The sequence below is a fragment of the Endozoicomonas sp. ISHI1 genome (genome assembly GCF_024606225.1).
Taxonomy (GTDB): domain Bacteria; phylum Pseudomonadota; class Gammaproteobacteria; order Pseudomonadales; family Endozoicomonadaceae; genus Endozoicomonas_A.
Map to the genome: position 1 here is coordinate 479,248 of NZ_JAGRPU010000001.1, position 13,209 is coordinate 492,456.

The 13,209-nt window shown below is 47.7% G+C and carries 10 protein-coding genes; 7 read left to right on the forward strand and 3 right to left on the reverse strand.

Annotation, left to right across the window (positions count from 1 at the left end):
• Positions 1-158 precede the first annotated feature (158 nt).
• From KBW69_RS01775 to corA, 3 genes are all read left to right on the forward strand, one after another.
• The gene (locus KBW69_RS01775; protein ID WP_257279703.1) at positions 159-1,907 is read left to right on the forward strand and encodes a hypothetical protein; all 1,749 of its coding nucleotides are present in this window, start codon (positions 159-161) and stop codon (positions 1,905-1,907) included.
• A gap of 337 nt (positions 1,908-2,244) precedes the next feature.
• On the forward strand, positions 2,245-3,462 hold the full coding sequence (locus KBW69_RS01780; RefSeq protein WP_257279704.1) for a hypothetical protein: 1,218 nt from the start codon (positions 2,245-2,247) through the stop codon (positions 3,460-3,462).
• Positions 3,463-4,142: 680 nt separating this feature from the next.
• The gene (corA, locus tag KBW69_RS01785; RefSeq protein WP_257279705.1) at positions 4,143-5,096 is read left to right on the forward strand and encodes a magnesium/cobalt transporter CorA; all 954 of its coding nucleotides are present in this window, start codon (positions 4,143-4,145) and stop codon (positions 5,094-5,096) included.
• A 43-nt stretch (positions 5,097-5,139) separates the two neighbouring features.
• Here the strand turns inward: corA and KBW69_RS01790 are convergent, their stop codons facing one another.
• Genes KBW69_RS01790 through KBW69_RS01800 form a run of 3 tightly spaced genes read right to left on the reverse strand, consistent with a single transcriptional unit; the run spans position 5,140 to position 7,741 of the window.
• Complete coding sequence (locus KBW69_RS01790; RefSeq protein WP_257279706.1) at positions 5,140-6,498, reverse strand: ATP-binding protein; 1,359 nt, start codon at positions 6,496-6,498, stop codon at positions 5,140-5,142.
• Positions 6,476-7,153, reverse strand: coding sequence for a response regulator transcription factor (locus tag KBW69_RS01795; protein ID WP_257279707.1), 678 nt, complete (start codon positions 7,151-7,153; stop codon positions 6,476-6,478). The genes KBW69_RS01790 and KBW69_RS01795 overlap by 23 nt, the downstream gene beginning before the upstream one ends.
• 60 nt (positions 7,154-7,213) lie before the next feature.
• Positions 7,214-7,741, reverse strand: coding sequence for a PepSY domain-containing protein (locus KBW69_RS01800; RefSeq protein WP_257279708.1), 528 nt, complete (start codon positions 7,739-7,741; stop codon positions 7,214-7,216).
• A 259-nt stretch (positions 7,742-8,000) separates the two neighbouring features.
• Here KBW69_RS01800 and brnQ point away from each other — a divergent pair, with 259 nt between their 5' ends.
• The 4 genes from brnQ to KBW69_RS01820 all read left to right on the forward strand — a co-directional run bounded on the left by brnQ (position 8,001) and on the right by KBW69_RS01820 (position 13,108).
• Positions 8,001-9,314: a branched-chain amino acid transport system II carrier protein gene (gene brnQ, locus KBW69_RS01805; RefSeq protein ID WP_257279709.1), complete on the forward strand. Its 1,314-nt coding sequence runs from the start codon at positions 8,001-8,003 to the stop codon at positions 9,312-9,314.
• A gap of 117 nt (positions 9,315-9,431) precedes the next feature.
• Positions 9,432-10,586 carry a RimK/LysX family protein gene (locus KBW69_RS01810; protein WP_257279710.1) on the forward strand — a complete coding sequence of 385 codons (1,155 nt, stop codon included), beginning with the start codon at positions 9,432-9,434 and terminating at the stop codon, positions 10,584-10,586.
• 8 nt (positions 10,587-10,594) lie between these two features.
• The gene (locus tag KBW69_RS01815; RefSeq protein WP_257279711.1) at positions 10,595-12,136 is read left to right on the forward strand and encodes a UUP1 family membrane protein; all 1,542 of its coding nucleotides are present in this window, start codon (positions 10,595-10,597) and stop codon (positions 12,134-12,136) included.
• Positions 12,137-12,139: 3 nt separating this feature from the next.
• Complete coding sequence (locus KBW69_RS01820; RefSeq protein WP_257279712.1) at positions 12,140-13,108, forward strand: alpha-L-glutamate ligase-like protein; 969 nt, start codon at positions 12,140-12,142, stop codon at positions 13,106-13,108.
• Positions 13,109-13,209 lie beyond the last annotated feature (101 nt).

A 13,209-nucleotide genomic window follows, 5' to 3' on the forward strand; every position in this document is an offset into this window, starting at 1 on the left:
AGATATTTTACTTTTTAATTTGGATGTCCCATTTATTACCATTTATTATTCAGCAGGAATGGCTGAGTAAGAGTTGTCATGGTCGGAAATGTTCTAAATTAAAACCATCTTTTTCCAGTGGCGCAAATAGCCTAAAGTTCCTGATTACGGGTGTGATCATGAAAAAAATGTGTAATATCGAGTTATTGTGGGGTTCACTCATCGCGGTCGCGTTCCTGCTGACGCCGACGCTTTCAGTAGCCGATTATTATGTACTTCAATTTAAAACTTCACGAAAGCTCGTCAAAGTCTATCTGTCTGTTGAGCCTGATACCAAAACGTTTGGTATATCAAAAATGCACCGATTTCAAGCCCCCCTGTTATCCAGTGACCATAGCGACAGTCAGGAATCTGAAACAGTGAGTGGATTGCCAATTTCTGATTCGCCACCGTCCGTCCAGAGTCAACCCCCCGAATTGACGTCAACTAATAATGATGAATGCCATGAGCGTCGAGCAGTCAGGGGCTCACCGATATCTACCCAGAGTCAACCCCTTCATTTGACGTCAATTGGCAATGATAAAGGCCATGGGCATGGGGCAGTCAAGAGCTTGCCATTATCTAGCCAGAGTCAACCCCTTGATTTAACGTCAATTGGCAATGATGAAGGCCATGAGCCTGGAGCAGTCGGGGGCTTGCCAATATCTACCCAGAGTCAACCCCTTGATTTAACGTCAATCGGTAATGATGAAGGCCATAAGCCCGGAGCAGTCGGGGGCTTACCAATATCTACCCAGAGTCAACCCCTTGATTTCACGTCAATCGGTAATGATGAAGGCCATGAGTCTGGAGCAGTCGGGGGCTTGCCAATATCTACCCAGAGTCAACCCATTGATTTCACGTCAATGAGTGATGATGGAGAGCAGGAGCAATCAGTCGAGGGCATGCCACTGACTGTCCAGCGCCTGCTGGAAGATTTGACATTGGTTGGTGATTCTATAGACCTGGAGCTTGAAGCAAATGAGGGTTTGTCTGTATCTGCCCAAGGTCAATCCCTTAAGTTATCATCGGTTGATCTTAATCAACCCGTTGAGTGTGAGGCCATTGGGGGCTTGTCAGTTTCCCAGACATCTGGACCCGCTCAGTCGCCAGTTTTAGTGCATATCTTTGATTCTGATAATGAGCGTGAATCGACTCCTTTAGTTGAGCCCTTAACCAGTCAACCCGTTGCTGGATCCAAGAATTTAGTCCACTTTGTTCCAACCGAAATCAGAAACGTTTACCTCCATCTCGAAAGAAGAGAGGAGAACGATAGCGTCTATTGGATTCGTGTTCCTTCAAAGCAGCTACCAGAATTTATCCGTGTATTTGCGAGTCTGGTGGCTATGGAAGCCAAAGATCTGTATACCCATCTGCCTTTCCCCCGATGTGGTAGCTTTGTATGTAACTCGATCGCAAACCCGTCCTGGTATCGTGGAAAGTTTGCGCTTCTGACTTCGTTGATTTTAACATCAGCAGGCACTGGTTTTGGGTATGGTATCGGGATTTCTAATTTAGGAACCGGAACGCTGGCCGGAGGTTTGCTCAGTCTTCCTGTGATCACCTTACTTTATAGTTATACTCGCTTTCCAAGGCAGTTTCAGGTGGGCTTCACATTTAGCTCGAGCAAGCTGGAAATCTATAGTTTGCAGCTAATAGAAATCATGCTGAAATGCACAGGGGGTTATGAATTGGTATCGTTCAGATTAAACGAACACCACAATAGCCAAACACTGGTATTTAATGTCCGGATGCCCAGTGCAGTGGATGACAACCAGCTAAGAACCTGGCTCGAAAGTCGTAATCATCAATGGGCTGACCTTTTTCAAATAGAGGTCTCGTCCATCAGCGTGCCGCCCCATACAATTGAATGCGAAACCAGATTTTAGAATTTAGATTAACTCTATAAAGAACCTCAGGCCATTTGCTTGCCTATCTCCATTATCAATAAAAGTGGCCTGCCAGGAGAGAAAGATTAAGCTACCCCTTCAAGAGATCCTGAAAAGCGTCCGTAAAGTAACATCAAAGCCGACCTGAATTGTCTCGATATTTTTTTCGGTATGAAAGTCTAAAAAAAAGCCTTATTTTTGGGTATCCCTATTATTTATTTGATTCTTTAGAAGCAATGGCCGATCAAGCGTTCTCATAGTCGGAAATATTCTAAATAAAACGCACCTTTTTCCAGCAGATTAACTATTTTAAAGCTTCTGATTAACAGGTGTGATTATGAAAAAACTTTTTAGTATCGAAATATTATGGACCTTTATCATTTCAACGTGGCTCCTGCTGGCTCCGATGGTTTCAGCAGCCGACCATTACGTTCTTAATTTTGAATCGCCCCAGACAACCGTCAAACTCTACCTATCCATAGACCCTGATACCGAAGTAGATGAAGCATCGGGAACGCAAGAAGATCAGGAGCCATCTTCCGGGTTGCTGTCCAGTGATAATGCTAAAACCCGGAAACCTAAAACAATTGGCGGGTTACCCATTTCCGAGACCAAACCTTCCGCTCAGAGACAAACCCTTGGATTGACACCCGCTGCCGATGAAAATCAAGAATGTGGAGCCGTCGGGGGCTTGCCAGTCTCTCGGGCAATTGAAGTCGTTTCTTCGTCAGCTACAGCGCCCTCCCGTGCTTCTGATCGACCCTTAACCTCTCAACCCGCTGCTGTTTCGAAACATTCTGTCTACAAACTGCCAACCGGGACTGCCACAGTTACTGCTTTCCTGGAAAGAATAGAGAGTGCTGCAAGTGTTCCGGTCATTCATATTCCATCAAATCAGCTGCAGACGCTTGTCCGCTTATTCGCCAGTCTGGTTGCTATGGAAGCTGACGAAATGTATGCCTGCCAGCCATATCCTCGATGTGGCATTTTTGTAAGTGACCCGGAAGCGCTAGAGCACAAATGTCTGATAGAGTGCTCATGTGGTAACCAGGTATGTGACTCCGTAGTAAATCCGTCGTGGTCCCGTGGAAAGTATGCGGTTCTGGGTGCTCTGTGTATAACAGGAATAAGTTCCGGTGCCGGGTTTGGTGCAGGAATGACTAAATTTGGAGCCGGATGCCTGACCTCTGGACTTTTCGGCTCGGCTCTTGCTGCCTTATTTTTCAGCCACACTCGCTTTACAAACCAGTTTCAGGTGAGTTTCACCTTTGACTCGGACTCAAGCATATTGGACATCGACAGATTGCAGCAGATAAGGCTCATGCTGCAATACACAGGAGGGTATGATCTGGTGTCGTACAGTCTGGGGGAAACCAGCCAGACGGTGAGCTTTAACATCTGGACGTCGAAAGCAGTGAATGCCGACCAGCTAAAAACCTGGTTCGATAATCGAAATCAGCAATGGTCTGGCCCATACCAAATAGAAATCTGTCCCATCAGCAGGCAGACCTCTTTCGAGCCTTCGGATACAGACACTCGCGAGACCAAACTATAGGAAGCCGTTAACGATCTTATTGAAAAGACCACCAGCGACTTCTTAGAATTCAGATTAACTTTACCCGGGGCGGCAAACCGATTGCTTCCCCATCTCAGCGGTCCGGTATAGATGAAGATGGTCTAAAGTCTAAAGTCTAAAGGAATGATTTTAATTTTCAGCTGTCCTTTTATTTTCTCTGCAACGTCCATGACTCATGCGGAATGGCTGACTAAGCGTTGTTATATTCAGAGTCCTTCTCAATAAAAAGCATCTTTTTACAATGGATTAACCACTTTAGAGCTTCTGATTAAAATTACAAAAGTAACCCTTCGGGATATTATCCGATGATGGTGCTGAAAGCCGGGAGTTTAAAACGGTTGAGGGTTGCCAATTACTATGTCACCCCTTCTACCCAAGATCAGCCCCTTGAATTAACATCGACTGGTAATGATGACTTTAGAGCCTGCTGAGCAGAACTGTCCCGATGTTCCTGCCCGGTAAAAAGTCTAACAAGACCTGCGACTGTACTTTGATGGATAATTCTATTGCCTCTCAGACCCGGATCATGGCTGGACTAAGGTGCATCTATCTGTACAATAGAGCGACCCTTCCCTAATGGGCCTGATGGATTTGAGACAATTTGAAAGCTTAAGTCCAACAGACGCCGGAAACCAGAATTGCTATCAGGGTCTGTATTTATGATCAACGCTTATCACCGTGATACCGAGCAGTACTGCATCACCCGCATACAGACCGATATGGTGCTTCCTGAAAATACCCTCTGGCTAGACCTTGTTGAATTGGAAGACAGTGAAGATGAGTGGCTGAAACAGGAGTGTCCGGGATTTATAGAAGACGAAGATGCACTGTACGAAATTGAAGCCTCTTCTCGATTTTTTGAAAGTGAGACAGGTTTTCATATTCGTTCTATTTTCCCCCATCAGGCGGGTCAGGAGTTTCGCAGCATCAACGTTGCTTTCAACCTTCGTGACGACCAGCTGGTTACACTTCAGGATGAACCTACTGCCCTTTTCCGATTAATGAGGAACTATCTGAAACTTCAACACATCAAGGCACGAACACCGATCGATATCTTGATCGCTTTGTTTGATACTAAAGTTCAGTTTCTGGCTGACACTCTGGAAGAAGTTTACGAGAATCTCGAAGCCACCAGTCAGCATGCTCTTTCTGATGATGACACTGACGTCGATGACCTGTTGAAAAATATTACCCTGCAGGAAGATATAAACGGCAAAGTTCGTCTTAATCTGCTGGACAGCCAGCGCTGCCTTGGATACATCCTGAAAAACTGCCGTCACAAGCTGGATGACGGACAGGTCGACCAGGTACGAGACATTCTGCGTGATATTGACTCCCTGACACCCCACACGGGCTTTCTCTTTGACAAGATCAACTTCCTGATGGATGCCACCATGGGTTTCATCAACCTGGAGCAGAACAATATCATTAAGATATTCTCCGTAGCAGCCGTTATGTTCCTGCCACCTACCCTTATTGCCAGTATCTATGGTATGAACTTCAAAGTAATGCCGGAGCTCAATGCCAGCTGGGGATACCCTCTAGCCCTGATTTTGATGTTAGCGAGTGCCCTTGGCACCTATGTGTTCTTTAAACGAAAAGGCTGGTTATAGAAGCTCTGTCAAGCTGTAGCCTGTCAGATGGCAGGCTTTACTCTTATTTCTGAAATGTCAGTCTAACGGCAAAGGATTGTTCATCTTTCCCAAAACTGATGCTGGCGTTATGCCTTTCAGCGACCACTTTAACCAGCGACAAACCCAATCCGTGACCGGGTGTTGTCCGACTCTGATCAAGCCGATAAAGCCTCTGGAATACCTTTTCATATTCTGATTCAGGAATACCTGCCCCCTGGTCAATCACTGATACCGAATTCTGATCAACACGAATTTTGATCTCACTCCCTTCATGGGAGTACTTGATGGCATTCTCAACCAGATTAAAAAGAATTCTGAATAGCAACTGGTGATTCCCCTGAACAACCAGATTCTGCTGCACTTCAAGCATTAAAGACTGCTCACTGGCTTCTGCCAGAGGCTCAGCCAGCTCAACAACCTCCGCGCCTATTTCGGTCAGGTCACAAGGGACAAATTCAAGATGTCCATGCCTATATTCCAGTTTGCTGAGCTCAAGCATGGCATTGAAGGTATGCAGAATGGTATCAAGCTCAGCCTGGGCCTCAAGAATATCCTCAACACCAGCACCGCCATTTAAATGGTATCCATCCAACTTGATCCTCAGTCGGGATAGCGGTGTTCTGAGATCATGAGCAATACTGCTGGTTACCGTTGCTATAGCTTCTACTGAGTCTTCAATCTGCTCAAGCATTTGATTGATATGGCCCGCCAGCTCATCAAACTCATCACCTTTTTCAGTGACTGGAACCCTGGCTGCTAACTGACCTTCACTGACTGTTGCAGTCACCTGATTGATTCCACGAAGCCGTGCCAGTACTTTTTTTGAAAATAGAAATCCGGTCAATAGCCCCACCAGCAAAACCAGTACCATTGCAATATAAAAGGCCAGCGTGAAACGAGAGGCAAACAGGTTAAAGTCTGAAGAGTTGTAGGCCAGTACCAGAGGCCCCCAGCGACTGTTGATACGACTCCCCCTCACCCTCTGAAAGCGACCGTCTCCCAACACCGAATCTCCCAGTATCCAGAAACTGCCCATGGCCGGGGACAGCGGGACGGTTTCAGGCAGATAATTCAGATTACCCTGGTAGCCTTCGGCGCTTTTATACACCACCAGTGCTTGCCGGCTTTTCTCTGCCAGCTGACGAACGGCCAGACTGAACTCACTTTCTGACTGGCTTTTGGCCAAGGATGCCAGAGAATTGAGCTGTTCCAGAACAAACTGATCTTGCCGTTTCTGGTAGAACCCCAGACTATAGTCCTTCACCAACCAAAGCGCTGATCCGCACAGTATCAGGACAATAGCCGTATGCAGTAAGGTGTAACGTAGCAGTGAGGATCTTTGTAACCGACCCAGAGGGTTAAGCCGGCTCACGGAGAACATAACCCGCTCCTCTCACGGTCTGAATCAGGGCTACCCCTCCGGCAGAATCCAGCTTTTTCCTCAATTTAGCGACATGCACATCAATAATGTTGCTGCCCGGATCAAAGTGATAATCCCACACGGATTCAAACAGCATGGTTCTGGAGATCACCTGACCTTTATGCTCAAGAAGAAAGCGCAGAAGTTGGAACTCTCTCGGCTGAAGATTGACTTCCATCTGGTTTTTGATTACACGCCTGGACAATAAATCCACTTCAAGATCAGAGATAGCCAGAGTATTTTCAGCTTCTTTGAAATGCCCCCTGCGTGTCAGGATTTCTGCCCTTACCAGGAGTTCACCAAAAGAGAAAGGTTTGCAAAGGTAATCATCTCCCCCCTGCTTCAAACCTTTAATGCGTTCATCAACACCATCGAGAGCACTGAGGATGATAACCGGTGTCTGGTTTTCAGCGGCTCGCAGTGCCGCCAGCACTTTAAGCCCTTCCATCTGGGGCAGCATCCGGTCCAGAACAATGATATCGTAGCGTTCACCCAACGCCATAAACAGACCATCCCGGCCATTGTCAACCAGATCCACGGTCCAGCCATGCTCCGTGAATCCCTTAGCAATGTATTCACGGGTTGTCTGGTCGTCCTCAACCACAAGCAACTTCATATCACCACACCTGCAAACAGTCTGTTCCGTCCATGACGGAAGGCATCAAAAGCTCAATCATTATCGGGTTACCGGAATCGGCTTGCCAGACTGTAAATCCACAATGACCTTGCGCACCCCCTTATCTGTCAACAACTCAATTTCAAAAAAAACAATGCCCTTCTCTTGTTCAAGCTCTGCCTCCAAAAGCTGTCCCGGAACAATCTTTTTCGCTTCATCAATGGCCTTCTTCAAGGTCATGCCACTGTTCATCAGCAGTTGGTACTTTTTACGCTTTAGCGCCTTGCTGGAGACACTGTCCTTGTCATCAAGCCAAATCTTGCCAGACTCGGCATCCATAATGACCTCCAGCTCAACGCTGTCTTCAGGATCAATAATCGTGAACTCATAAACCATTGAGCCATCTTCATCATCGATTCCAAATTCACTGAGGTGCCCGGGATAGCGGTCAGCAATTTGCATAATGGCCTGTTCCGGCTTGATTTTGGCATTTTCGATGGCCAGTTGCAGCACGACATCATCCTGGCCTGCCAGAACGGCGGTTGATACCATAAAAAGGCTCAGAATGGCCTCTTTTAGCAACCCCATGAGACTAACCTGTAAAAAAATGAGTGAATAATCGCGAAGGATAACCACCCTATAATGAAGACCCAATGAGCAGAAGATTAACAAAAGTTAATCTTCTGCTCATCTTGAATAAATTCCAGCCAAAGGGCAGATCAGACTACCACTTTCCGAAATTGCGTCCATACTGTTTGTTTAGTGCAAAAACCGTTCGTCTCCCGGGACTGGAGATGGACATCTGCTTCTGACCAGATAAACATTCAACAAAGGCAGAACCTGACGCATGAAGCACCGATTAAGCCTTCAGAATATTGTTGGTATGGGGTTCATGACCTTCGCCATGTTCCTTGGCGCGGGCAATCTCATATTTCCTCCATTAGCAGGTCAACTGGCTGGTACCCAGGTCTGGCTTGCAGCTGCCGGGTTTCTGATAACAGGTGTTCTTCTACCTCTACTGGCCGTAGTCATGATTTCCAGGGTTGGAGGAGGCTTTAATGAGATCACCCGTGAACTGCCGCGCAGCGCGATTGTCCTGATGGGTTGTTTTATCTACATCATTGTTGTCCCGATTTATGGTGTGCCAAGAACCGGCCTTGTTGCTTATGAAATGGGTGTCATCCCGTTTTTGGAAGAGCCTGATAGCATTTCCAGGCTGGCATACAGCATCATTTTCTTTGGAATTGCCTGGTACCTCAGCCTGTATCCGGGCAAATTACTTGAATCAGTTGGCAAGATCATTACACCAGCCCTTATTCTGTTACTGGTGGTTCTTGGCGTCTCCCCAATCATCTCCCCTATGGGAGAAGCCGGTGAACCCATGAACGGATATCTGGAGAATCCTTTCTTTCGAGGGTTTCTTGAAGGCTACATGACGATGGACGCCCTGGCTGCACTGTTGTTCGGCATTGTCATCATCACCAATCTGAAATCTCACGGCATTACTTCACCCGGCGCCCTGGTCAGATATTCTGTCATAACGGGCTGTATAGCGGCTTTCGGACTGGCGCTGGTCTACCTGTCTCTCTTCAATCTGGGTGCCCAGAGCCGCGAAGTCATCCCGCAACCGGAAAACGGCGGCCAGATTTTATCCGTTTATGTCCACAAGCTGTTTGGTATCTATGGCAATGTACTGCTTGCAACAGTCGTGACACTGGCCTGTCTAACTACCGCAATTGGTTTGATCACTGCTGCTTCGAAGTATTTCTGTGATCTCTCTGAAAAACTCAATTACAAGGCAATTGTCGCCACCATCAGTTTCTCCTGCATGATGTTTGCAAACCTTAACCTGAACCAGATGATCGAACTGTTTATCCCTGTCTTGCTCATACTTTACCCGGTCTCTATTGCCTTGATTCTTCTGGGGCTGATCAGGAGCCTCATGCCCAACCCTCAACTGGTATACAGGGCTACTCTCCTTGTCACCTTCTTACTCAGCCTGGTTGATGCCAGTAAGGGTTTAAGCCATCCTATTGCAAGACACCTGTTAACGCCTTTTCAGTCTCTGCCAGGGTACGACTTTAACTTAAGCTGGGTTGTGCCCTTTGCAGTGACTGTTGTGCTGTCCTGCCTGATTGGTAAACGCATTACGTTATCGTAACCTGTTCATTAGACCAACGTCTTGGCAAGTAACCAAACATCAAGTAAGCTGCTCGACTTGCGATAGACCATCGCGGCTACCATTCACTCATTTTATGTATAAATAAGTAGCTTACCCATGACCCGTTTTCCGGCATTACCCGCGGTTATCCTGATGATATCCGCTCTGACTGGCTGCCAGGTGCTGCAACAACCTGCTCAGACTAAGGACAGTCAAAAGACCTCTAAGACTGAAACCGCAGCAACCGATCCAGAACATAAAACAGAAGAAGAGCAAGGCAATAAACCTTCCAAGCCTCCTTTCCCGGATACCATTTCTGTCAAACAACAACTGGTTCAGACTCCTGCCCGTGTTGGGGGAAAACTGGTTCTGGGTTTTGCAGAGATAGGCACTCTCACAGAATACGGTCTGGAAATGAATGCCAAGATCGATACCGGTGCAGGACGCTCCTCGATTGATGCCAGAAACATTAAGAACTTTGAACGGGATGGCAAAAAGTGGGTTCGCTTTGATCTCCCCAGAACCAGCAAGGGCAATGTCTCTCTGGAACTGCCCGTCAAAGACACCATCCAGATCAAGGTTCCGGGTGAGGAAAAGTCCCAGACTCGTTATGTTGTCAACATGAACATCAAGGTCGGCGATATTACCCAGAACCTGGATGTCTCATTGAACGACAGAGCTCGTTTTGAATTCCCGCTGCTTATTGGTCGCGATTTTCTCAAGGATATGGCCATCGCCAATGTTGGCAAGAAATACATCGCAAACGAGAAAGTGCTCGATACAGTGACCGTCAAGGTTCCAGCTGACGACAAACTGAGAGTAAAGAAACAGATCGACAGGCCAGTGGATGTCAGTGGTCTTGCTTTGTTAGGCGAGCTTGAGCAGGTACATATCAAAGGATTCAAGAACGCATTCAAGGCACGTATTGATACAGGCGCAAAAACGTCTTCTATCAATGCCACAGATATTAAATATTTCACCAAGAATGGTGAAAAGTGGGTTCGCTTCAAGGTCGTCAATGATGGCAAAAGCCAGACCTTTGAGCGCAAGGTTCATCGTGAAGTTTCAATCAAACGACATGGCGGTCTGGCAAACCAGGACCGAGTCACTGTCTTTATTCCCATTACATTGGGACAGATCTCGAAGAATGTTGAATTTACTCTGACCAACCGCACCGGCTTCGAATACCCAATCCTTATTGGTGAAAGACTCCTGAGCAATACGGCTCTGGTTGATGTTGCCCGGCAAAATATTGCCGAAACAAAAAAGTGAGGTTTTGAATGAAAGGACGTTTTCAACTCAGTCTGGCGGTGGTCATTTTGATCACAGCAGGTCTGGGCCTGACTTTATACAAACACTTTGCCCTGGGGTTCCCCTTAACCCGGGGAGAAACCACCACCGTCTGGAGTGTTGAGGCTGAGATACAATTCAAGGCTGACGGTGGACCTGCCAAGGCATCCCTGACCCTGCCCGATCAGCAATCCGGTTTTCGTATTCTAAATGAGTCTTTTGCTTCTCCGGGCTATGGCATTAACCAATATGATGAGGAAGGGCAACGTCGCGCAGAGTGGAGCATCCGCAAGGCCAGCGGTAAACAGAGCCTGTTTTACAAGGTGAGCCTGCATCCGGACCGACAGCTGGTGGAACCTTTGGCTCCTCCTGTTGAAGAGGACGACGACACACTAAAAGCTAAACCTTCACTGCCAGAACCCTACCAGACCGCCGCAGACTCATTACTGGAACAGGTGAAAGAACGATCCGCTGATAGTCGAAGTTTTACAGGCACGCTGATCAAGGAATTTATAGCCCAACAGCCCAGCCAGAATACCAACATGCTCTTGAGCATGATTGATAGCCGTGCTGAACTCACCAATCTGCTGATCGAGATGCTCTCCATGGCCGATATTCCGGCCCGGGTTGTTCGAGGCCTTTACCTTGAAGACGGCAGGCGTCGTCAGCCCATAGTAGAGATGCTGGAAGTCTATACCAATGACGGTTGGGTACTCTTTGATCCTGAAACCGGTGTATCCGGCAACCCGGAAAACTTCTTCCTCTGGCAACGCGGTGGCAAATCCTTGCTGGATGTCATGGGTGGGACAGCGTCCCGGGTCTCCTTTTCTATGATTTCCCAGAACGAGCCCACAAGGGATCTGGCCATTGAAACTTCTCGAGCTGACAATGCAGCCCTGGTCGATTTCTCTATCTACGCCCTGCCCCTGGAAGTTCAAAATGCCTTCAAGAGTATTCTGCTGATTCCCATTGGTACTCTGGTCGTACTGATTATGCGCATCCTGGTCGGCCTGAGAACCTCAGGAACCTTTATGCCCGTCCTGATCTCCGTGGCCTTCCTGGAAACCCAGTTACTACCAGGTCTGATTATCTTTGTCACCATTGTTTCCATCGGCCTCTGGATACGCTCGATATTGAGTCAGCTCAATATGCTCCTTGTCGCGCGATTGGCGGCGGTCATCATCGTCGTTATAGGCATAATGGGAGTTATGAGTGTACTCAGCTGGAAGATGGGGATTACCCAAGCTCTGACCGTCACCTTCTTCCCGATGATTATTCTGGCATGGACCATTGAGAGGATGTCTATCCTCTGGGAAGAAGAAGGCCCGAAAGACGTTCTGATTGAAGGCTCTGGCAGCCTGCTGGTGGCCACTATGAGTTACCTGCTGATGTCCAATCCACTGGTTGAACACCTGACCTATAACTTCCCGGAGCTATTGCTGACCGTACTGGGTCTGACTCTGATGTTAGGCCAATACACCGGCTACCGTCTATTGGAACTTCGTCGCTTCAAGCCTCTGGTTGGAGGTTAACCCATGGAGTTCATCAAACGGTTTTTCCGCAGTTTTGCCAGCCCTTCCAGCCTCCACGAGGCTGGAATTCTCAGCATGAACATGCGCAACCTGGATTATGTTATTAAATACAATCCCCGCAAACTGCTCCCCCAGGTGGACGATAAACTCACCACCAAAAGGATGGCAGAAAAAGCCAATGTAGACGTCCCCAAACTGCTGGGTATTGTGGAATACCAGCACGATATTAAAAATCTGAGCATCCTGCTTGAAGAACACAACAGTTTCGTGATCAAGCCAGCCCAGGGCAGTGGCGGCAAGGGCATCCTGGTCATCGTGGGTCGCGATGGTGCGAGGTATGTAAAAGCCAGTGGCGACACCCTGGAATTTGAAGACATCAACCGCCATGTTTCCAATATTCTGGGAGGCCTTTACAGCCTTGGTGGTAAAAGTGATGTAGCCATGATTGAGAGCCTGATTGTGGCAGATCCGGTATTCAATGACTACAGCTTTGAAGGCGTACCGGACATCCGTATGATTGTTTTCCGGGGCTTTCCCGTCATGGGTATGTTGCGTCTGGCCACCCGGGCTTCCGATGGCAAGGCCAACCTGCACCAGGGAGCCGTTGGAGTGGGTCTGGACATAGCTTCCGGCAAAAGCTTGAGAGCCGTTCAGTTTGATCTGCCGATTAATCAGCATCCTGACACGGGTCACAGCTTTGAAAAACTGGAAGTACCTCACTGGGACAAACTGCTCAAGCTGACTTCAGCCTGTTATGACATGACTGGATTGGGATATCTGGGCGTGGACATTGTTCTGGATGAAAGGGATGGTCCACTGATCCTTGAACTCAATGCCCGTCCCGGTCTGGCCATCCAGATCGCCAATGACCGTGGCATCCAGCCCCGCCTGGAGCTGATAGAGTCTCTGCCCAACTGGAATATGCCTATTAAAGAGAAAGTCGCATTCTCTAAAGAGCACTTTGCCATGTAATCTCCACTACATCAGGGCTCAGCGCCCTGATGTACGCTTCTCAAACCATTCATCAAAAACATCACTGATAAGTTAACTGAGTGATGAGACCGCCTTCCCTC